At 62.0% G+C, this 20,825-nt stretch carries 15 protein-coding genes; 7 read left to right on the forward strand and 8 right to left on the reverse strand.

The window, feature by feature from the left end; all coding sequences use genetic code 11:
* Window positions 1-103 precede the first annotated feature (103 nt).
* Together AAFH49_RS05405 and AAFH49_RS05410 are read right to left on the reverse strand one after the other, a co-directional pair.
* Window positions 104-1,762, reverse strand: a complete 1,659-nt coding sequence (locus AAFH49_RS05405) for a T9SS type A sorting domain-containing protein (protein ID WP_342296482.1) — start codon at window positions 1,760-1,762, stop codon at window positions 104-106.
* 165 nt (window positions 1,763-1,927) lie between these two features.
* Entirely contained in the window at window positions 1,928-4,921 is a 2,994-nt protein-coding gene (locus AAFH49_RS05410; protein ID WP_342296483.1) for a leucine--tRNA ligase, read from the reverse strand.
* Window positions 4,922-5,166: 245 nt separating this feature from the next.
* Here AAFH49_RS05410 and dnaG point away from each other — a divergent pair, with 245 nt between their 5' ends.
* The 6 genes from dnaG (at window position 5,167) to AAFH49_RS05440 (ending at window position 13,294) form a co-directional block, all read left to right on the forward strand.
* Window positions 5,167-7,257: a DNA primase gene (gene dnaG, locus AAFH49_RS05415; RefSeq protein ID WP_342296484.1), complete on the forward strand. Its 2,091-nt coding sequence runs from the start codon at window positions 5,167-5,169 to the stop codon at window positions 7,255-7,257.
* 153 nt (window positions 7,258-7,410) lie between these two features.
* Window positions 7,411-8,466, forward strand: coding sequence for a potassium channel family protein (locus AAFH49_RS05420; RefSeq protein WP_342296485.1), 1,056 nt, complete (start codon window positions 7,411-7,413; stop codon window positions 8,464-8,466).
* Window positions 8,467-8,564: 98 nt separating this feature from the next.
* Entirely contained in the window at window positions 8,565-9,821 is a 1,257-nt protein-coding gene (locus AAFH49_RS05425) for a glycosyltransferase family 4 protein (protein ID WP_342296486.1), read from the forward strand.
* The gene (locus tag AAFH49_RS05430; protein WP_342296487.1) at window positions 9,818-11,008 is read left to right on the forward strand and encodes a glycosyltransferase; all 1,191 of its coding nucleotides are present in this window, start codon (window positions 9,818-9,820) and stop codon (window positions 11,006-11,008) included. The genes AAFH49_RS05425 and AAFH49_RS05430 overlap by 4 nt, the downstream gene beginning before the upstream one ends.
* 44 nt (window positions 11,009-11,052) lie before the next feature.
* Complete coding sequence (locus tag AAFH49_RS05435; protein WP_342296488.1) at window positions 11,053-12,279, forward strand: bifunctional 3,4-dihydroxy-2-butanone-4-phosphate synthase/GTP cyclohydrolase II; 1,227 nt, start codon at window positions 11,053-11,055, stop codon at window positions 12,277-12,279.
* A gap of 262 nt (window positions 12,280-12,541) precedes the next feature.
* Window positions 12,542-13,294, forward strand: coding sequence for a hypothetical protein (locus AAFH49_RS05440; RefSeq protein ID WP_342296489.1), 753 nt, complete (start codon window positions 12,542-12,544; stop codon window positions 13,292-13,294).
* A 183-nt stretch (window positions 13,295-13,477) separates the two neighbouring features.
* Here AAFH49_RS05440 and AAFH49_RS05445 read toward each other — a convergent pair whose 3' ends face one another.
* Window positions 13,478-14,779: a competence/damage-inducible protein A gene (locus AAFH49_RS05445; protein ID WP_342296490.1), complete on the reverse strand. Its 1,302-nt coding sequence runs from the start codon at window positions 14,777-14,779 to the stop codon at window positions 13,478-13,480.
* Window positions 14,780-14,892: 113 nt separating this feature from the next.
* On the opposite strand from AAFH49_RS05445, the gene AAFH49_RS05450 reads away from it, so the two are divergent.
* Window positions 14,893-15,762, forward strand: coding sequence for a DUF4197 domain-containing protein (locus AAFH49_RS05450; RefSeq protein WP_342296491.1), 870 nt, complete (start codon window positions 14,893-14,895; stop codon window positions 15,760-15,762).
* A gap of 88 nt (window positions 15,763-15,850) precedes the next feature.
* On the opposite strand, the gene AAFH49_RS05455 is transcribed toward AAFH49_RS05450, so the two are convergent.
* The 5 genes from AAFH49_RS05455 to lpxD form a co-directional block, all read right to left on the reverse strand.
* Window positions 15,851-16,213 (reverse strand): hypothetical protein, encoded by a 363-nt coding sequence (locus tag AAFH49_RS05455; RefSeq protein ID WP_342296492.1) that lies wholly within the window; start codon window positions 16,211-16,213, stop codon window positions 15,851-15,853.
* Window positions 16,214-16,417: 204 nt separating this feature from the next.
* A complete protein-coding gene (locus tag AAFH49_RS05460; RefSeq protein WP_342296493.1) occupies window positions 16,418-17,047 on the reverse strand; it encodes an ABC transporter ATP-binding protein in 630 nt (209 codons plus the stop codon).
* A gap of 172 nt (window positions 17,048-17,219) precedes the next feature.
* On the reverse strand, window positions 17,220-18,026 hold the full coding sequence (gene lpxA, locus AAFH49_RS05465; RefSeq protein WP_342296494.1) for an acyl-ACP--UDP-N-acetylglucosamine O-acyltransferase: 807 nt from the start codon (window positions 18,024-18,026) through the stop codon (window positions 17,220-17,222).
* Window positions 18,027-18,133: 107 nt separating this feature from the next.
* Complete coding sequence (locus tag AAFH49_RS05470) at window positions 18,134-19,528, reverse strand: bifunctional UDP-3-O-[3-hydroxymyristoyl] N-acetylglucosamine deacetylase/3-hydroxyacyl-ACP dehydratase (protein ID WP_342296495.1); 1,395 nt, start codon at window positions 19,526-19,528, stop codon at window positions 18,134-18,136.
* 99 nt (window positions 19,529-19,627) lie between these two features.
* Complete coding sequence (lpxD, locus tag AAFH49_RS05475; protein WP_342296496.1) at window positions 19,628-20,668, reverse strand: UDP-3-O-(3-hydroxymyristoyl)glucosamine N-acyltransferase; 1,041 nt, start codon at window positions 20,666-20,668, stop codon at window positions 19,628-19,630.
* Between the last annotated feature and the right edge of the window lie 157 nt (window positions 20,669-20,825).

The following is a 20,825-nucleotide window of genomic DNA, read 5'->3' on the forward strand; positions in this document are numbered from 1 at the left end:
CACGCTACCTCAGAAAATAAACACCGGCCCCCATTGTTTCCCATAAAAAAAAGGGACTACCGAATTCGGTAGTCCCTTTTTTTATTAGGAGAAATAAACAGCCTTACTTCACCACGAGGCGATTGGTCCACTGCTGGCCGTTGGGAGCCGTGGCTTGCACCACGTACACGCCCGTTGCCAGGCCCGCCAATAACAAGCTGGCACCCGCTGGCTGCCGCACCACCCGGCCCAGCGCATCGGTGAGGGTGAGGGAAGTGCCGGCCGGCAACTGCGGCAAATTGACCGATTCGGTGGCCGTGGCGGGGTTGGGGTAGAGGGCCAGCGGAGCCACCGGCTGCGCCCCGCGCGTGGCCGTGACCACCGTGCCCAGGTGAGCCACGAAAAGATTTCCAACGGGAGCATTTTGGCCGGTGAGGGCGGTGGTGCCAAACAAGCCGGCCCCGTTCAGGATACCGGCCACCGCTAGGCGGTTGGTGCCATCGAGCGATACGTACAGCGGCGATTCGTCGCCGACACCGCCGGTTTTAGCCGACCACTGCACGTTGCCGGCGGCGGAGTAGCTCACAATCAACCCATCGAGGCCGCCGGCGTTGGCCATCGTAGCGGCACCCAGAGTGCCCTGGCCGCTGAACTGCCCGGCGGCGTAGATGTTGCCGGCTGCATCGGCCGTCACGCCCCGGTAGGCGGCGCCCACGGTGCCGCTCAAGCCGCGCACCCAGCTGCTGGCTCCGGTGGCCGGAGTCAGCGCCCACACGTAGCCGATGGGCACGCCCGCCGGGCTGGTCAGGGCCTGGCTGCCGAAGGTGCCGTTTCCTGCCACGAAACCCGGCACTACCAGCCGGCCGCTGGCGTCGAGGGCGGTGTTGCCGGCATAGTCGAGGCCGGCGCTGCCGGCCCGCTGCAACCATTGCGGCGTGCCCTGGGGGTTGTATTTCACCACCACAATGTCGGCGTCGCCGTAGCCGGTGGGCATGGTTAGGTTGCCAAAGCCGGCGGCGTTGGCATTGCAGGTCCAGGTGAGGTACACGTTGCCGCCGGGCTCTACGGCCAGGCTGCTGTAGTAAAAATTGGTGCCGGTGCCGGTCGGCGCTGCTGACCGGCCGCCCTGCTGGGCCCACAGCGGGGTGCCCTGCGGCGAGATTTTGACCAGAAACTGGTCGAAAGCCACGCTGGTGCCCACCACGGGCGTGGTGAGCGTGAAGCTGCCAAACGTGGCACTGAGGCCAAACGTCCCGCTGATGTAGCTGTTGCCGGCCGCATCCAGGGCCAGGTCGGCCAGGATGAGGGGGGAACCGCTGCCCACCTCCGTCATGGAAAGCACCGCCCCCTGGGCATCGAGCTGGGTGAGCACCACCACCGGCCCGAAGCTGTTGCTGGCAAACGTGGTGTTGCCCAGCAGCGCCCCATCGCTCGACATGCCCACCAGCGTCACTTTGCCGGTGCCGTCAATCAGGACTTTCTGAAATCCATCGTTGAAAAAACCGGCCAGCTGCCGCGACCACAGCAGCGCGCCCGTCGCATCATACTTGGCCACGAAACCATCCTGGCCGGAACTGGTGGTGAGGACCGTGCCGGGGGCCAGCGTGAGCGGCTGGCTGAAACTGCCCGCCAGGTAGGTATTGCCAGCGGCATCGGTGGTCATGGTGCCGGCACTGGTCAGGTTGCTGCTGGCGAGCATTTTTGCCCAGGTCCAGGCCGGGGCCGTTTGGGCTTGAGCACCCAGGGAGAAGGCACTCAAGAGAAAGGGTAATAGTTTTTTCATGAAAAAAGTTGGTGAATAAAATACGGACAAAGATACCCGCAGCATTCACCCGCCAGCTATGCTAAAAAATAAAATTCCAGCATTTTTCAAGTGGATTAATTCGCCATAAAAAAAGCCCGCTGGAATTACCAGCGGGCTTTTTTTATGGCGAATTAATTTTCGAATTTACACCACCACGTTCACCATGCGGCCGGGCACCACAATCACCTTCTTGGCCGCTTTGCCTTCGCCGTGCTTGGCCAGGAAATCCGACGCCAGGACGGCGGCTTCAATCTCGGCGGCGGTGGCGGCGGCGGCAAACTGCATCTGCTCGCGCACCTTGCCGTTGATGGCCAGCGGGTACACCACGGTGTCCTCCACCAGGAATTCCTCGCGGAACTCGGGGTAGGCGGCGTGGCTGATGCTGCCGGCCTCGTGGCCCAGTTCCTGCCACAACTCCTCGGCGAGGTGCGGGGCGTAGGGCGACACCAGCAGCACCAGCGGCTCCAGGATAGCGCGCTTGTGGCACTTGAGGGCCGTGAGTTCGTTCACGGTAATCATGAACAAACTGACGGAGGTGTTGAAGCTGAACTTCTCGATGTCTTCCTGCACCTTCTGGATGGCGCGGTGCAGCACCTTGAGCTCGGCGGGCGTGGCCGGCTCGTCGGTGAGGGCAAGGGGCCCGTCTTCGGGGTGGAAGAGGCGCCAGAACTTCTTGAGGAAGCCGCCCACGCCGCTGATGCCGTTGGTGTTCCAGGGCTTGTACTGCTCCAGCGGGCCGAGGAACATTTCGTAGAGGCGCAGCGCGTCCGCGCCGTATTTGTCGATTAGAATGTTGGGGTTAACAACATTGTATTTCGACTTCGACATTTTCTCGACTTCTGTACCGCAGATATAAGTGCCGTTGTCTTCAAGAATAAACTCGGCATCAGCGTATTCTTCACGCCAGTTCTTGAAAGCTTCAACATCTAGTATGTCATTGTCTACTAGATTAACATCGGCGTGAAGCGGAGTAAAGCTTTCAAAATCCAAAGCTGCCAAATCTGCTTCTGGATGATTCGCGTTGAATTGGTCGGAATAACGCTTCGTAACCGCGCCTATTTGCTGATAAGCTGATTTAGCCAATTCTCCAGTATGCTCAAAAGCCATTCCTTGAGCTGCATCAATAGCGTCCTTTTTGCTTTTGGAAATTAAGATTACCGGTGGACTAAACGGTAACGGTTCAAAAGCCTCATGTCCGGCAGTAGTCGGACCAGTTTGAACCCAACGCATATTAACTCGATACACGAAGTTCGACCGCCCCAGAATCATCCCCTGATTAATCAGTTTCTGGAACGGCTCGCCGCTGCTGACGAGGCCCAAATCCTTCAAAAACAAATACCAGAAGCGCGCATACAACAGGTGTCCTGTCGCGTGCTCGGCCCCGCCCATGTAGAGGTCCACGCTGCCCCAGTACTGCTCGGCTTCCTCCGAGACGAAGCGGGCTTCGTTGGTGGGGTCCATGTAGCGGAGGTAGTACCACGACGAGCCCGCCCAGCCGGGCATGGTGCTCAGCTCGTAGGGGTATTTGCCTTTGTAGAGCCAATCTGACGCGCGGCCGAGGGGCGGCTCGCCGGTTTCGGTGGGCTTGTATTCGTCGATTTCGGGCAGCACCAGCGGCAGGTCGCTTTCGGCGATGCCGTAGGCGGTGCCGTCCTTGTAGTAAATCGGAATGGGCTCGCCCCAGTAGCGCTGGCGGCCGAAAATAGCGTCGCGCTGGCGGAAATTCACCTTGCCTTTGCCCAAGCCCTTCTCTTCGAGGAAGGCGATAAGCTTCTGCGTGGCCTCCTTGTAAGTAAGGCCGTTGATGATGCCGGAGTTGATGTAGTGGCCTTCCTTGGTGGGGTCGGCCTGCTGGTCGAGGCCCTGCTGGGCATCGGAAATGGCGGGGATGGGCAGGTTGAAGTGCTTGGCGAAGAGGTAGTCGCGCTGGTCGCCGCTGGGCACGGCCATCACGGCGCCGGTGCCGTAGCCGGCCAGCACGTAGTCGGCCAGCCAGATGGGCACGGGGGCTCCGTTCACCGGGTTCAGGGCATACGCGCCGGTGAACACACCAGATACGGCCTTCACGTCGGTCATGCGGTCGCGCTCCGAGCGGCGCTTGGTGGCGGCGATATACTCGTCCACGGCGGCGCGCTGGCCGGGCGTGGTGAGCTCGTCCACCAGCTCGTGCTCGGGAGCCAGCACCAGGAAGGTGGCCCCGTAAATGGTGTCGACGCGGGTGGTGTAGACCTTGATTTGGGCGTTTTCGGAGCCCTGCACCGGGAAGGTGACCTCGGCCCCGATGCTCTTGCCAATCCAGTTGCGCTGCATTTCCTTAACGGCATCGGGCCAGTCGAGCTGGTCGAGGCCTTGCAGGAGGCGGTCGGCGTAGGCGGTGATGCGCAGGTTCCACTGGGGCATGAGGCGGCGCTCGACGGGGAAGCCGCCGCGCTCGCTCAAGCCGTCCTTCACCTCATCGTTCGAGAGCACCGTGCCCAGGCCGGGGCACCAGTTCACGTAGGTATCCTGCTGGTAGGCGAGGCGGTAGGGGAGTACGGCGGCCAGCTTCTGCTTTTCGCTGAACAAAGCCCACTGGCCGGCCGAGAAGCTGAGGCGGTCGCCGTCGTCGCCGGCGGCGCGGATGCCCTCGCTGCCGCTGGCGGCAAAGCGGGCGGTGAGCTCGGTGAGGGGCTCGGCGCGGTCGGTGTCGAGGTTGTACCAGGAGTTGAACAGCTTGAGGAAAATCCACTGCGTCCACTTGTAGTACGAGGCATCCGACGTGCGCACTTCGCGGCTCCAGTCGTAGCTGAAACCGAGGCTGCTGAGCTGCTGCACGTAGGTTTCAATGTTCTTCTCGGTGGTGAGCGCCGGGTGCTGGCCGGTCTGGATGGCGTACTGCTCGGCGGGCAGGCCGAAGGAGTCGAAACCCATGGGATGCAGCACGTTGAAGCCGCGCAGGCGCTTGTACCGCGTCACGATGTCGGAGGCAATGTAGCCCAGGGGGTGCCCCACGTGCAGGCCCGCCCCGGAGGGGTAGGGGAACATGTCGAGCACGTAGTACTTGGGCTTATCGGAGTGGTTCTCGGTGCGGAAAGTGCTGTGCGCTTTCCAGTGGGCCTGCCACTTCTTTTCAATTTCTTCGGGACGGTATGCGGGCATCTTGCGCGGAGTTTATTCCGGGCAAAGGTAGGACGTAGGAGAAAGTAGGGCGAAATTTGTTGTATCACGTACTGCCGCACTACCAGAACGTCATACTGAGCGTAGTCGAAGCATCTCGCGTGTGGTAGTAATCAAAACCGCAGAACGATTGAGTTAGTGGTGGCACGCGAGATGCTTCGGCTGCGCTCAGCATGACGCTCTGTTATTAGCCGCTTCCGCCCCCATTTGCCCCCGAATAGCCACCCATGGCCCGCATCCCCAAAGAATTAGTTGACCACATCATCCAGACCGCCGACATCGTGGAAGTCGTCGGCGACTTCGTGCAGCTCAAGCGCAAGGGCCAGAATCTGTGGGCACCGTGCCCGTTCCACAACGAAAAGTCCCCTTCGTTCTCCGTAAACCCGGCCAAGTCGCTCTATAAATGCTTCGGCTGCGGCAAGGCCGGCGGCGTGGTGCAGTTCGTGATGGATGTGGAGGGCACCAGCTACGTGGAGGCCCTGAAATACTTGGCCAAGAAGTACGCCATCGAGATTCAGGAGGAGGAAAAAACGCCCCAGCAGCAGCTGGAGCAGAACGAGCGGGATTCCCAGTTCATCGTTTCCGACTTCGCCAAAAACCACTTCCACCGCCTGCTGCTCAATTCCGAGGAGGGCATGAGCATCGGCTACGGCTACCTCAAGGAGCGCGGCCTCAACCTGAGCACCATCCAGACCTTCGAACTGGGTTACTCGCTCGACAGCTGGGACGACCTGATGAAAGCCGCCGAAACGGCCGGCTTCGACAAGAAGTACCTCGAAAAAACCGGCCTCACCGTCATCCGCACCGACGACCAGGGCAAAGACACCGGCCGGCGCTACGACCGGTTCCGGGGCCGCGTGATGTTCCCGATTCACAACATCAGCGGCCGGGTGGTGGGCTTCGGGGCGCGCACCCTGAAGCGCGACGACAAGATGGCGAAGTACCTGAACTCGCCCGAGTCGGAGATTTACCATAAGTCGGACGTGCTGTATGGCCTGTTCCAGGCCCGGCAGGCCATTCGGACGCAGGAGGTTTGCTATTTGGTGGAAGGCTACCTCGATGTGTTAAGCCTTTATCAGGGTGGGATTAAAAACGTGGTGGCCTCATCCGGCACCTCGCTCACCGAGGGCCAGATTCGACTCATCAAGCGGTATTCGGATAACGTGACGGTACTCTACGACGGCGACGCGGCCGGCATCAAAGCCTCGCTGCGCGGGACGGATTTGCTGCTCGAAGGCGGCCTGAACGTGCGCGTGGTGTTGTTTCCAGACGGCGACGACCCCGACAGCTACATCCGCAAAGTGGGCGACCAGCGCTTCACCGAGTACATCGAAACCAAGAGCCAGGACTTCATCACCTTCAAAACCACGCTCGTGGCCCGCGAGGCCAGCAACGACCCCGTGAAGAAGGCCGAGGCCATCCGCGACGTGCTCCACAGCATCGCCAAGGTGCCCGATGCCATCAAGCGGCAGGTGTTTTTGCAGCAGACCTCGGCCACGTTCGGCATCGATGAGCAGGTACTCATCACGGAGTATAATAAGCTGGTGAAGTCACCTGGCCAGCAGAGCAAGCCCGGCGGCCAATCCGACAACCGCGGCAACTATGGCAACGGCGCGGGCAGCGCCAATACCGGCTACCCACCCAGCTCCAACCCGCGCTCGGCCCCGGCCCCGCGCCCGATGAGCGACGAGGAAGAGGCCGAAATGCTGATGTATGGCGGGGCCGAAGCGGCCGAGTCGCTGGGCACCTCGTTCACGTCAGCCCCCAAGAAGGCTGCCGAAGAGGAAGAAACGCCCGACATGCTTCATGTCTGTGAGCGCGAGGTGCTGCGCCTGCTGGTGCTCTATTCCGGTCGCGAAATCGAGCCCGAAGTAAGCGTGGCCGGCTACCTCATGGGCCAGCTCGGCGAGTACCCGCTCCAGAAGCCGCTCTTCGCCGAGATGTGGGAAATCTGCCGACAGGAGCTCCTGGCCGGACGCTTCCCCGATGCCCGCTTGCTGGCCCAGAACGAGCGCGAGGACATCCGCCAGCTCATCACCGACCTGGCCACTGAGCGCTATGAAATCAGCCCCAACTGGCGCACCAAGGAAATCTACGTCTTCAACGAAGTCGACCTGCCCCAGCTGGCCTGCGACAACGCCGTGCTGCGCCTCAACAAAGTCCACGTCCAGCGCGAGCTCGACCAGTGCCTCGAAAAGCTGCGCCACCCGCTGGAAGATGCCGAGATGTTTGAAATCCTGGGCGACATCAAGCGGCTGAAGGAGCTGGATAATGAGCTGGCCGCGCTGCTGGGCACGGTGGTGGCGCGGGGCACCTGAGTAGTCGTCACGAATGAAAAAGCACGGTCATGCAGAGCGCAGCCGAAGCATCTCTACTGCGCAACACTATTCCTTCTGATTGGAATTAGTTGCGCAGTAGAAATGCTTCGGCTGCGCTCAGCATGACGTTCTTGCGAACCCATTTTACCTAGAATGCTCCAACGCCTCAACATCAACCGCCTGATTCTGGCCGTCGTGCTCACCGTGGCCAGCCTGGTCATTGGCATGAGCGGCTTCACTTACATCGAGCACTACGGCCCCATCGATGCGTTTTACATGACGGTGACGACCATTGCCACGGTGGGCTTTGGCGAGATTCACACGTTTTCGGAGGCGGGCCGGCTGTTCGTTTCCATCTATATTCTCTACAACCTGGTGGTGGTGGCCTACCTCGTGTCGGTTTTCTCTTCCTTTATCTTTGACGGCGAGCTGCGCAAAATTTACAAGATGATTCGAACCGACCAGGAGATAAAGCGTTTCAGCGGCCACGTTATCGTGTGCGGCTTTGGCCGCAACGGCCGCCGCGCCTACCAGGAGCTGCGGGCCAGCGGGGCCCGCGTGGTGGTAGTGGAGTCGAACCAGGAGCTGATGAAAAACATCACCGAAGGCCACACCGGCGAGGATTATGATGGCGACGGCGTACCCGGCGGCAACATTTTCACCGTCTTCGGCGATGCCACTACCGACCTCGTGCTCAAGCAGGCCGGCGTGGAACGGGCCTCCGCCCTCATCACCTCGCTGCCCAAGGATGCCGACAACGTGTTCGTGGCCCTCTCGGCCCGCGCCCTCAATCCGCGCCTGAAAATCATCGCCCGCGCCTCGCTCAAAACTTCGGAAAGCAAGCTCATCTCGGCCGGGGCCGACTCGGTGGTGATGCCCGACGAAATCGGCGGCTCGCACATGGCCAAGCTGGTGGTGCGCCCCGAAGTCATCCGCTTTCTGGACCTGATTTCGGGCCTCAGCGCCGATAAACTGCGCCTCGAAGAAATGACGTTCCAGCAAATCCGCCGCGATTTGCACGGCCGTAGCATCCGCGAGCTCGACGTGCGCTCCATCACCGGGGCCACCATCATCGGCCTGCGCCAGGCCGATGGCTCCCTGCTGGTGAGCCCGCCCGTGGACTACGTGCCCATTCCCGGCGACGTGTTGTTGGTGCTCGGCAGCGAGGAGCAGATTGAAAACTTCGAAGTGCGCTTCCGGCAACTGTAAGGGTAATTATGAATTGTGAATTAGAAATTATGAATTGGCTCGTCAGCCGTTCCTCCAATAATTCAAAACTCATAATTCATAATTCATAATTCAACGAAATGCACATCCTGCAACTCTGCCCCCGCGTTCCGTTTCCGCCCCACGACGGCGGGGCCATTGCCATGTACGACGTGGCCGCTGGCCTCGTGCGGGCCGGGCACCGCGTCACGCTGCTGGCCATCAACACGCCCAAGCACCGCCAGCCGGCCGATGCGCTGGCCCACCTCGGCCCCAACCTGCGGCTGGTGCTGGTGGACGTGGATACCGATATTTCGGCCGGGAAGGCCCTGAAAAACCTGCTTTTCAGCCGCCAGCCTTATAATGTGGAGCGGTTCATCAGCCCGGCGGTGGGCGAGAAACTGCTCGAAATCCTGCGCACTGAGCAGGTCGATATCGTGCAGATGGAGGGCACCTTCGTGGCCTGGTACGCCGAACTGCTGGGCCGCCAGCACCGCCAGGATTTCCGGGTGCCGCCGCTGGTGCTGCGGGCGCACAACCTCGAAAACACCATCTGGCACATGCTGGCCCGCCGCGAGGGCAACCCGCTCAAGCGCGTATTTCTGCAAACCATGGCCCGCCGCCTGGAGAAATTCGAGCGGCGCTACCTGCGGCAGTTCGATGCCGTGGCGGCCATCACCGAGGCCGATGCCGACCGTCTGCGGGCCTTGCATTGCCCCGAGCCGGTGGTGTTCATCCCGGCCGGGGTGGAGCTGGACCGCGTGCAGGCCAATCCGGAAATTCAGCCCAAGCCGCGCACTTTGTTCATGATTGGCTCGCTCGACTGGCTGCCTAACCAGGAAGGGGTGGAGTGGCTGCTGCGCGAGGTGTGGCCCACTTTTCACGCCGAATTCCCCGATGTGGAGCTGCACATTGCCGGGCGCAACGCCCCCGCGCACCTGCTCAATCTGCGGGCCGACAACGTGTTTATGCACGGCTTCGTGGAGTCGGCCCCGGCGTTTATGCAGGCGTATGATTTGATGCTGGTGCCGCTGCTCAGCGGCGGCGGCATGCGCGTGAAAATCATTGAGGGCATGGCCCTGGGCAAGGCCATTCTCAGCACCAGTCTCGGGGCCGAGGGCATTGCCGTGCGCGACGGCCACGACATTGTGCTGCGCGATACGCCCGCCGCCTGGCTGGAGGCCCTGCGCGCCTGGGCCCGGGGCACCTTGCCCACGTCCCGGCTCGGGGCCGAAGCCGCCCGCACCGCCTCCGACCTCTACGACAACCGCCGGGTGGTGCAGCGCTTCGTCGATTTGTATGCCCAATTACTCGTGCCCGCGCCGGCCGGCACGCCCGCTCATTCGCCGCCCGCATGAAGCTGCTCGTTCTGCTCTCGCGCTTCCCGTACCCGCTCGATAAGGGCGACAAGCTGCGCGCCTTCCACCAGCTCCGCTACCTGGCGGGGCATCATGAAATCTGCCTGTTTGCCCTTTCTGATGAGGATGTTTCGGACGAAGCCTATGCGGCAGTGCGCCCGCTGTGCCGTGGCGGCCTGGTGGTCCGCCGCCTGCGTCGGCCCGGCATTGCCCGCAACATGACCTGGGCGCTGGCCACCGGCAGGCCCTTGCAAGTGGGCTATTTCTACGACCCGGCCGCCCAGCGCCTGGTGGATGAGTTGCTGCGCGATTTTCGGCCCGACCACGTGTATTGCCAGCTCATCCGCATGGCCGAATACCTGCGGCCCCACGCCGGGCGCGTGCCGATGACGCTCGATTATATGGACGTGTTTTCGGCCGGGGTGGCGCGGCGGGCCACGCAGGCTCCGCGCTGGCAGCGGTCCGTGCTGGCTCTCGAAGCCCAGCGCCTGTTGGCCTACGAAGCGGCGGCTTTCGACTGGTTTCAGCACCACACCATTATCAGCGACCAGGACCGGCAGCTCATCCAGCACCCCCGGCGGGCCGAGATTGATATCGTGCTCAATGGCATCGATACCGATTTTTTTCAGCCCCGGCCCGAGGCCGCCAAGACCTGCGACGTGCTGTTTTGCGGCAACATGAGCTACCACCCCAACGTGGATGCCGCCTGCTTTCTGGCCGAAGAAATAATGCCCTTGGTGCGCCAGCGGCACCCTACGGCCCGCCTGCTGGTGGCGGGCACTACGCCCGCGCCCCGGGTGCAGGCGCTGGCTTCGGCCCACGTCGAAATCAGCGGCTGGGTGCCGGATATCCGGGCGGCGTATGCGTCGGCGCGGGTGTTTGCCGCGCCCATGCGGGTGGGCACGGGCCTGCAAAACAAGCTGCTGGAGGCCATGGCCATGGCGCTGCCCTGCGTGACCACGCCGCTGGCCAACAATGCCCTGGGCGCTACCGACGGCGAACAGGTGCGTGTGGCCGGCACGGCGGCCGAGCTGGCCCAGGCCATCAGCCACCTGCTGGAAGATGAGGCTGAGGCCCGGGCGCTGGCCGCGCGCGGACAGGCCTTTGTGACGGCGCGCTACACCTGGGCCGGGGCCACGGCGCGGCTCGAAGCGCGGTTTGGGGAGGGCGCGGCCAGCCGGCGCTAACTTTGCGCTCGCCCTCGTTGTTATGGGCCGAAATACTCCACCCCATGCTTGACTCCATCGAATCCGCCATTGCCGACATCCGGGCTGGCAAAGTGGTCATCGTCGTTGACGACGAAGACCGTGAAAACGAGGGCGACTTTATCTGCGCCGCCGCCTGCGCCACCCCCGAAATCATCAACTTCATGGCCACCCACGGCCGGGGGCTGGTGTGTGCCTCGCTGCCCGAGGAGCGTTGTGAGGCCCTGGGCCTCGACCTGATGGTGGGCCACAACACGGCCCTGCACGCCACACCGTTCACGGTGTCGGTCGATTTGCTGAAGAACGGCGTGACCACCGGCATCTCGGCCTCCGACCGCAGCAAGACCATTCTGGCCCTCATCGACCCCACCACCAAGCCCGAGGAACTGGGCAAGCCCGGCCACATTTTCCCCCTCAAGGCCCGCAAGGAAGGCGTGCTGCGCCGCGCCGGCCACACCGAAGCGGCCGTGGATTTGGCCCGCCTGGCGGGGCTGGCCCCGGCCGGGGTGCTGGTCGAAATCCTGAAGGAAGACGGCGAAATGGCCCGCCTGCCCGACCTCGAAATCGTGGCCAAAAAGTGGGGCCTGAAGCTGGTTTCGGTGCAGGACCTCATCAAGTACCGCCTCGCCACGGAAAGCCTGATTACCCGCGAAATCTCGGTGCGGATGCCCACTGAGGACGGGGATTTCGACCTCTACGCCTTCACCCAAAACTCGAACGGGGCCAAGCACCTGGCCCTGGTGAAGGGCGACATCAGCGGCCCCGAGCCGGTGCTGGTGCGCGTGCACAGCTCCTGCGTGACGGGCGACATCTTCGGCTCGTGCCGCTGCGACTGCGGCCCGCAGCTGCGCCAGGCCATGCGCCAGATTGAGCGCGAAGGCCGCGGCGTTATCGTTTATATGAACCAGGAGGGCCGGGGCATCGGCCTGCTCAACAAGCTCAAGGCCTACAAGCTCCAGGAGCAGGGCCGCGACACGGTGCAGGCCAACGAAGACCTGGGCTTTAAGGGCGACGAGCGCGACTACGGTGTGGGCGCCAGCATCCTGCGCGACCTCGGGGTGCGCCAGATGCGCCTGCTCACCAACAACCCCCGCAAGCGCACCGGCCTCATCGGCTACGGCCTCGAAATCGTGGACACGCTGCCCATCGAAATCGACTCGAACCCTCACAATGAGGCGTATTTGACTACCAAGCGCGACAAAATGGGGCATACCATCATGAACGTGGTGCCGGCGGAAACGCCGGCGGCGTAAGCCTCCAGCGCCTGTTTGCCAAAAAGGCCAGCCCACCGGGCTGGCCTTTTTTGGTGGAAGCGGGGTCGGTGAATGCTGTAGGGGCGGGGCTGGCCCCCGCCCGGTCGTTGAACGGAATCGGTGGTTTTGTGCGAACATCCAGACAGGGGCCAGCCCCGCCCCGACATCATTCTCAAAAAAGCCCGCCTTTATCATTTACAAATAGGAATCAGCAGGATTTGATACCTTGTGCGTCATTGGATTCACCCCTCCTCTAAACACGATGAACATTCGGTTTTTAGCCTACCTGCTGCTTTTGGCGCGGGGCACGGCGCACGGCCAAGCCAACACCGGAGTGCGGTTGGATTTTCAGTTCAGCCGCATTGTGCTGGCCAACGGCGACACGTTGGCGGGGCCGGTGGCGATGCACTACGCGACCGATGTGCTGTATCTGGCGCAGCCCGATGGCACGGTGCGCAACCTGGTGCCCGGCATGGTGGCGGCCTTTGCGGTGCAGGGCGAAAAGTTTGCCACGGGGCAGGGGCGCTACCGGGTGGCCCGGGCCGCCGACCCCACGGTGCTGCGGCTGTTTCGCACCCTGCCCTGGAACGGCGAGCACCCGGACCAGCGGCCGGAGCCCTACTTCTTCGAGCAGCTGGCCGAAGGCCCCGTGCTGCTGTTGCGGCGGCAGTTTCTGGTGCCGCGCCAAGTGGCCCTGAATATGGCCGGGCCGGCGCACGGCGGCGGCCTGAGCCGGAGCCTGCCCGTGGCCCCGGGCAAGCTGCCCGTGGTGGACATCGCGCCGGTGCAGTTCCGCACGGTGAACGAGCTGCAGGATGTTTTTTACCTGGCCTGGCCCACCGGCGAAATCAGGGCGCTGCGCAACCCCCGGAAAGACCTGCTGGCGGCTTTCCCCGAGCAGGCGCAGCAGCTACAGGCCTACGCCCGGGCGCAGGGCCTGGGGTTTGCCACCGCCCGGGAGCTGCATGAGCTGGTGAGCTACGCCAATTCGTTGGCCAGTGCGGCGAAGCCGTAGGTGGTGGCCGCCCGGCCCGGCGGGCGCTGGCCGGGCGCTGGCAACAAGTCGTTACAAAGGCCCGGCAAGTGTAAAATGAGACAAGCCCCGGCACCATTGCGGTGCCGGGGCTTGTCTCATCTCAGGGCTGGTCACTGAGAACAGGACGGATTGCTTCGTCGTGCCTCCTCGCAATGACAACCGCTACCCCAGCGCCAGCTGCTGCCGCAGCATCGTGAGCATCGATTGGGCGGCGTATTCCGTGTTCAGGGCGCGGCCCCGGTCCAGCACGTACTCGCGGCTGATGGTGTGGGTGGCGTCGGCGTAGGCGAGGCACACGGTCCCCACTTTCTTGGTTTCGGTGGCGCCGGTGGGGCCGGCAATGCCGCTGATGGCCACGGCCACGTCTACGCCTAGGCGGTGGCGGGCACCCTCAGCCATCTCGCGCACGGTGGCCTCGCTCACGGCCCCGAACTCGGCCAGGGTTTCGGGCTTCACGCCCAGCTCCTGCTGCTTGATGTCGTTGTGGTAGGCCACGATACCGCCCCGGAAATACGCCGAGCTGCCCGAAACGCTGGTCAGGCGCTGAGCAACCATCCCGCCGGTACAGCTTTCGGCCGTGCCCACGGTGAGGTTTTTGGCGAGTAATAACTTGCCGATGGCGGCTTCGAGCGTGGTTTCTTCTTCGGCAAAAATGTACTCGCCGATGCGCTCGCGCAGGGCGGGCAGCAGGGCCAGCATGCGGCCGCGCAGGTCGGGCAGGCCGTCGTCGGAGCCGGTCAGGCGCAGGCGCACGGCCCCGAAGCTGGGCAGGTAGGCCAGCTTGATGTTGGCGGGCAGGGCATCTTCCCAATCCTCGATTTGCTTGGCCAGGAAGCTCTCGCCCAGGCCGGCCGTCATGATGACGACGTGCTCGATGGGGGCGATGTGAAACTGCGCCTGCAGGCGCGGCAGGACGTGGTCAGTCATCAGGCGCTTCATCTCGAAGGGCACGCCGGGCATGCTCACGAAAATGGTGCCCTGGTCGGAAAACCACATGCCGGGGGCCGTGCCCACCGCGTTGTGCAGCACCTCGCAGTTGGCCGGCACTAGGGCCTGCTGGCGGTTCACGTCCAGCATGGGCCGCTGGAATCTTTTGAAAATCTCTTCGACGTGGTGCAGGGTGGGCTCGTGCATTACCAGTTCGGTATTGAAATAGCGGGCGAGGACATGCTTGGTCAGGTCGTCCTTGGTGGGGCCGAGGCCGCCGGTGATGAGCACCACCTGCGCCCGCTGCCGGGCCTGGTCCAGGGCCGCCACAATCTCATCGGCCCGGTCCGATACCGATGAAATCTGCCGCACGCGCAGGCCGATTTTGCCCAGCTCCTGGCCCATGAAGGCCGAATTGGTATCGATGACCTGCCCGTAGAGCAGCTCGTCGCCAATGGTCATGATTTCGACATCGGGCGGCGCGGCGTGGGGGAGCTGAGGGGCGCTGGAAGCAGGGATGGGATGAGCCGTGGGCATGAGTTGGGCGAAAAAAATAGGTTTGGCCGCAAAATTGTCTTCAATTTGCACAAGCGGCGGTCCAAGGACAGCCACAGGGGCCTTCCGGTTTTCCCGCCGCGTCAGTTTATTTCATGTTTACTCGCATTGCCAGTGCCTTGCTCGTAGCCGGCCTGCTGGCCGCTTCGGCCCCCGCCGCCCACGCCCAAACTACCGCCGCTAAAACCGCTGCCGCCAAAAAAGCCGCCGCCGCCAAGGCCGCCGCTGCTAAAACGGCCGCCGCGAAAGCCGCCGCGACCAAAGCCGCTGCCGCCAAAGCCGCTGCCGCCAAAGCTGCCGCTGCCAAAGCTGCCACCACCAAAGCCCCCACGCCCGTAGCCGCGCCCGCCGCGCCTCTCACCGAAGCTCAGGCCAGCGCCGGCATCAAGGAAGCCCTCAACAAAGGCATCGTGAAGGCCGTGCAGTTCGCCTCGGAGCCCGATGGCTTCAACCTCAACGACGACATTCACATCCCCACGCCGCCCGACCTTGACATTGTGAAATCGACCGTAGGCCGCCTGCCGGGCATGAACACGCTGTTCACCCAGCTCGAAACCCAGCTCAACCGCGCCGCCGAGGCCGCCGCGCCCAAAGCCAAAGACATTTTCCTCAACGCCTTGGCCAACATCAGCATCACCGATGCCCTCACGCTGGTGACCAGCAGCTCGACCGACGCGGCCACGCAGTTCCTGCGCAAATCCACGCAGGCGCAGTTGAACGCGGCTTTCCATCCCGACATTGAGGCCGCCATCGACCAGGTAGGGGCCGGCCGCGCCTACGCCACCATCACCAACCAGTACAACAAAATCCCGCTGATGACGCCCGTCAACCTCAGCCTGGCCGACTACACCACCCAGAAAGCCGTGGATGGCCTGTTCATCCTGCTGGCCAACGAGGAAGCCAAAATCCGCAAAAATCCCGCCGCCCGCACCAGCGACATCCTCAAAACGGTGTTCGGCCGCTAGGCGTCAGATTACCGCATTAGTTGATTAAAAAAGCCCCTGCTGGAATTTCCAGCAGGGGCTTTTTCATGGGCAAAAATGCTACGGTATTTTAGTAATCGTCGCTATCGAAGCTGCTGCCGCGGCGGCTGCCCCGGCCACTGCTGTAGCCTTCGTCGTCTTCATCGTCATCGTCAGCGAATTCGTCATCATCATCGTCGAGGCTGGTGAAACCGCCGCGGTCGGAGTTTTCGGCGCGCTCGGCTTCCACGAATTCTTCTTCGCTCATGTTGGCCAAGTCCAGGGCCTCGTCGTGCGAGGAGCCGGTGTCGGTCCACATCAGGTAGTCGGCGTATTTGGCCGAGAGGCGGTCTTCGGTATTGCCGATGGCGGCAGCGCCGCCTTTTTTGGCATACGTATCCAGGTCGTCATCGTCGGCGAGCAGGTCGTCGTCCAGGTCGTCGTCATCAATCATGGCCAGGGCGGATTAGGTTGAGGTGAGAAATGATGCTTGAGTAGGCCGCGAAGATACGTCCCAAGCTGATTTTCGGTTCCCTTCCTGGGCCTTTGATTTCGATAAAAAGGTAAGCTCAAGCTTGGGAATGGCGTTTTTGTCCGCTCGTCGGGCTGTTATTCTGACCAAGAAATCAGGAAGTTGAAAGCCCGAAAACTACGGATACTAACCGTGCACCAACTGAAAATCCGTCACCACCAATTGCTCATCGCAAAAGCCATATTCGGCCGGCACATTGGAGCTCAACAGTAGGGTGCGGCCGGCGCGCGTGGCCTGCACGTGCTCCTGGTACCAGGCCACGCCGGTGGTATCGAGGTTGGTGGTGGGCTCATCGAGCAGGAGCAGGGGCGCATCGGCATATAGCGCGAGTCCCAGTTTCAGCCGCTGCTTCATGCCGGAGGAAAACTCGCGCACCAGCTGGTGCCGCGCCTTCTCTAAGTACATAATGCCGATGAGCTGGTCGAGCGTCACGCCGGGCCGCAAGGGCTTGAATTGGGTATGAAATTGCAACATCTCCATCAGCGTCAACTCCTCCAGCAGCTCCAAGTAGGGGGCAGCGTAGGCCAGATGCCGGGGCACATCCTCCACGGCCAGGTTTTCGCCCGCCAGTGAGTAAGTCAGCGTGCCCTCGGTAGGAAGTAATTGCCCCGAAAACGTATTCAGCAACGTGCTCTTGCCCGCGCCATTAGGCCCGAGGACAGCCGTGGCACTGCCCGGCCGGAAAACGCGCGTCAGGCCCCGGAAAATCCAGTCGCGCTGGAAGCGCTTGCCCAGGCCGGTGGCGTCGATTTGCAAGGTGGAGAAGGTTGACTGGTTGGTTGAAACGATAGAACGTCATGCTGAGCGCAGTCGAAGCATCTCTACCGCGCAACTAATCCTTTCGATTGGATTTACTACTGCGGTAGAGATGCTTCGGCTGCGCTCAGCATGACGTTCTTTTTTGCATCAATGCCAAAGCAGGAATTAATTACTCCGACTCGCTGCCATCAGGCCGGCCGCGCTTGGGGCCTTTGATGATGCCCCGCGTGGCGGCCCGCACAAATTCCACGGCTAGGTCGCGCTCGGGCGTGGCGGGTAGCTCACGCTCAATCTGCGTCAGGGCGTCGTTGTTGTTGAGGCCACCCAGAAAGAGCGTGCGGTACAGCTGCTGCACCATGTTGATGGCGTCTTCGGAGAAGCCCCGGCGGCGCAGGCCCACCGAGTTGGCCCCGGCGTAGGAGAGAGGCTCGCGGCCGGCTTTCACGTACGGCGGCACGTCCTTGCGCACCAGCGAGCCGCCCGAAATCATGGCGTGCGCCCCTATTTTAACGAACTGATGCACTGCCGACGACCCGCCTACGATGGCATAATCGCCAATCTCGACGTGGCCTGCTACCTGCACGGTATTAGCCAGAATGCAGTGGTTGCCGATGATACAGTCGTGGGCGACGTGCACGTAGGCCATCAGCAGACAGTGGCTGCCCACGCGGGTTTCGCCGCGGTCCACGGTGCCGCGGTTCACGGTCACGCACTCCCGAATCACGGTGTTGTCGCCGATTACAGCGGTGGTTTGCTCACCGGCAAACTTCAAATCCTGCGGCACGGCCCCAATCACGGCACCCGGAAACACCTGGCAATTGGCCCCGATGCGGGCCCCGTTCATGATGGTCACGTTCGGCCCAATCCAGGTGCCCTCCCCAATTTCGACATCGGCCGCAATGGTCGTAAACGGCTCGACGGTGACGCCCGCCGCGAGGCGAGCCGAAGGGTGAATATAGGCGAGGGGGGAAATCATGTACTCAGTGGTCATTTATCATTTAACATTTAACAGAAGGTAAAGGCTTGGTTCATGTGAGGCAGCCTTAGGTCTTGTTAAATGATAACTGTTAATTGTTAAATGAATTAGGCGTCTTTGCGAACGATGGCGGCGCTCATTTCGGCTTCGCACACCACTTTGCCATTCACGAAAGCCTGGCCGCGCATCTTGGCAATGCCGCGCTTGATGGGGGCCAGCAATTGGCAATGATACACGATGGTATCGCCGGGCAGGACTTTTTTGCGGAACCGGGCGTTTTCGATGCCCAGGAAATACTGCCAATAGTTTTCGGGGTCGGGCACGGTGTTCATCACCAGGATGCCGCCGGTCTGGGCCAGGCCCTCGATTTGCAGCACGCCGGGCATCACCGGGTTGCCGGGGAAGTGGCCCTGGAAGAAAGGTTCGTTAATCGACACGTTTTTCACGGCCGTCACCACCTGGTCGTCCAGATGAATGACTTTGTCAATCATGATGAACGGGTAGCGGTGGGGCAGCACCTGCATGATGCGGTTGATGTCCATTACCGGCTCGCGGTTGGGGTCGTATGCGGGCACCGGGTTGGTGCGCGACTCCAGCATCTTCTTCTTGATTTTCTTGGCGAAGGCGACGTTGGCGGCGTGGCCGGGGCGGGCGGCCAGAATTTGGCCTTTCAGCGGGCGGCCCACCAGGGCGAGGTCGCCCACGAGGTCGAGCAGCTTGTGGCGGGCGGGCTCGTTTTTGTGGCGCAGGTCCACGTTGTTCAAAATGCCCTCTTTCTTCACCGATACGCGGGGCTTGCCCAGCATTTTGGCGAGGTCGGTCAGCTCATCATCGCTCACCACACGGTCCACGACCACGATGGCGTTGGAGAGGTCGCCGCCGCGAATGAGGTTGTTTTTGTAGAGCATTTCCAGCTCGTGCAAAAAGCAGAACGTGCGCGACGACGCAATTTCTTCGCTAAACAGGCCGATATCCGTGAGCGTGGCGTGTTGCGAGCCCAGCACCGGCGAGTTGTAGTCCACCATCACCGTGAGGCGATAGTCGGAGAGAGGCAGGGCGGCAATTTCCACGCCGCGCGCATTGTCCACGTACCGAATGCTTTCCGGGATTTCGTAGTAGTTACGCAGCGCGTTCTGCTCTTCAAACCCGACCGAAACCAGGGCCTTGATGAACTCGGCCGACGACCCGTCCATGATGGGCGGCTCGGGGCCGCTGAGCTGAATCAATACGTTGTCGAGCTGCAGGCCCACGAGGGCGGCCAGCGTGTGCTCCACGGTGTTGATGCGGGCACCGTTCTGCTCAATGGTGGTGCCGCGGCTCAAGTCCACCACGTTGTCCACGTCGGCATCGACGATGGGCTGACCGGGCATATCGACCCGCTGAAACTTGTAGCCGTGGCCCACCGGAGCGGGGCAAAACGTCATGGTGGCCTCTACGCCGGTGTGCAGTCCGATGCCGCGCACCGTCACGGGTGCCTGAATGGTGTGTTGCTTGTCGTTCATTCTTGCTGATTGTCAGTTGTTAGCTGTTCGCAATCAGGCTTAAAGGCGTTTGAGCCTAACAACTGACCACTAGCAACAGACAACTACTAGGCTACAAAGCTAGGGCTTTTCCGTCGCGTTTTTCGCCTTCTCCAGCGATGCCACGCGCTGTTCGAGCTCGGGCAGGCGGCGGAAAACGATTTGGGCGCGCTGGTTCTGCTTGAAGTCGAAGGCCGTGGAGCCTTGCAGGATGGTGCCTTCCTGCTTCACATTCTTGCCGATGCCCGACTGCGCGGTGACGGTCGTCTTGTTGGCCAGCGTGACGTGGCCGGCCATGCCCACCTGGCCCGCCAGCACGCAATGGTCGCCGATTTTGGCCGAGCCGGCGATACCCGTTTGCGAGGCAATGACCGTGTGCTGGCCAATTTCCACGTTGTGGGCCAGCTGCACGAGGTTATCAATCTTGCTACCTCTGCCGATGCGCGTCGACCCCAGCGTGGCGCAGTCGATGGTGGCATTGGCTCCGATGCTGACGTAGTCTTCGAGCACCACGTTGCCGATTTGCGGAATGGCTTTATAAGAGCCGTCGGGCTGCGGGGCGAAGCCGAAGCCATCGGAACCAACCACGGCTCCAGCTTTAACGACGCAGAACTGACCAATGACGGTATCCGAATAAATCTTAGCGCCAGCGTGGATGATGCTGCCCGCGCCAATCGTGACCCGGTCGCCGATATAGGCGTGGGGGAACACCAACACATTTTCGCCCAGCTTGCAGTTCTCGCCAATGTAGGAAAACGCGCCCCGGTAGTGGCCCGGCCCAATCTCGGACGACTCCGCGATGAACGAAGGCTGCTCGACGCCGCGCTTGCCGGTGCGGGTGGCCTGCGCATAAAATTCTAGCAGTTGGCTGAATGCGGTATAAGGATTCTCAACCCGAATCAGGGCGGGCTTGATGGCCTGTTTCAGCTCCTGGGCCTGACCCACGATTACAGCCGAAGCGCCGGTTTCGTAGAGAAACGGCTCGTATTTGCTGTTCGAGAGGAAGGTGAGGGAGCCGGCCTGGGCTTCTTCAATCTTGGCCAAACTGGAGATGCGCAGGGTGGCGTCGCCCTCCACGGTGCCGCCGAGAACTTCGGCAATTTGCTGAACGGTAAATTCCATAAGGCGCAAAATTAGGCGGCGGTTTCTGTTTTTAGACTGAGTAATCGGTCTACTTGTCATCCTGAGCGGAGCGAAGGACCTTATCAAGCCTGTAGCAACTGATTTACTGCAAACTGTTCAGACATGATAAGGTCCTTCGCTCCGCTTAGGATGACAA

Origin of the sequence: Hymenobacter segetis (genome assembly GCF_038448715.1) — a bacterium.
In the GTDB taxonomy this organism is placed as follows: Bacteria; Bacteroidota; Bacteroidia; order Cytophagales; family Hymenobacteraceae; genus Hymenobacter; species Hymenobacter segetis.

Coding starts and splice junctions, on each gene's coding strand:
- AAFH49_RS05405 (WP_342296482.1), bottom strand. CDS start 1,762: ATGAAAAAACTATTACCCTTTCTCTTGAGTGCCTTCTCCCTGGGTGCT.
- AAFH49_RS05410 (WP_342296483.1), bottom strand. CDS start 4,921: ATGCCCGCATACCGTCCCGAAGAAATTGAAAAGAAGTGGCAGGCCCAC.
- dnaG (WP_342296484.1), top strand. CDS start 5,167: ATGGCCCGCATCCCCAAAGAATTAGTTGACCACATCATCCAGACCGCC.
- AAFH49_RS05420 (WP_342296485.1), top strand. CDS start 7,411: ATGCTCCAACGCCTCAACATCAACCGCCTGATTCTGGCCGTCGTGCTC.
- AAFH49_RS05425 (WP_342296486.1), top strand. CDS start 8,565: ATGCACATCCTGCAACTCTGCCCCCGCGTTCCGTTTCCGCCCCACGAC.
- AAFH49_RS05430 (WP_342296487.1), top strand. CDS start 9,818: ATGAAGCTGCTCGTTCTGCTCTCGCGCTTCCCGTACCCGCTCGATAAG.
- AAFH49_RS05435 (WP_342296488.1), top strand. CDS start 11,053: ATGCTTGACTCCATCGAATCCGCCATTGCCGACATCCGGGCTGGCAAA.
- AAFH49_RS05440 (WP_342296489.1), top strand. CDS start 12,542: ATGAACATTCGGTTTTTAGCCTACCTGCTGCTTTTGGCGCGGGGCACG.
- AAFH49_RS05445 (WP_342296490.1), bottom strand. CDS start 14,779: ATGCCCACGGCTCATCCCATCCCTGCTTCCAGCGCCCCTCAGCTCCCC.
- AAFH49_RS05450 (WP_342296491.1), top strand. CDS start 14,893: ATGTTTACTCGCATTGCCAGTGCCTTGCTCGTAGCCGGCCTGCTGGCC.
- AAFH49_RS05455 (WP_342296492.1), bottom strand. CDS start 16,213: ATGATTGATGACGACGACCTGGACGACGACCTGCTCGCCGACGATGAC.
- lpxA (WP_342296494.1), bottom strand. CDS start 18,026: ATGATTTCCCCCCTCGCCTATATTCACCCTTCGGCTCGCCTCGCGGCG.
- AAFH49_RS05470 (WP_342296495.1), bottom strand. CDS start 19,528: ATGAACGACAAGCAACACACCATTCAGGCACCCGTGACGGTGCGCGGC.
- lpxD (WP_342296496.1), bottom strand. CDS start 20,668: ATGGAATTTACCGTTCAGCAAATTGCCGAAGTTCTCGGCGGCACCGTG.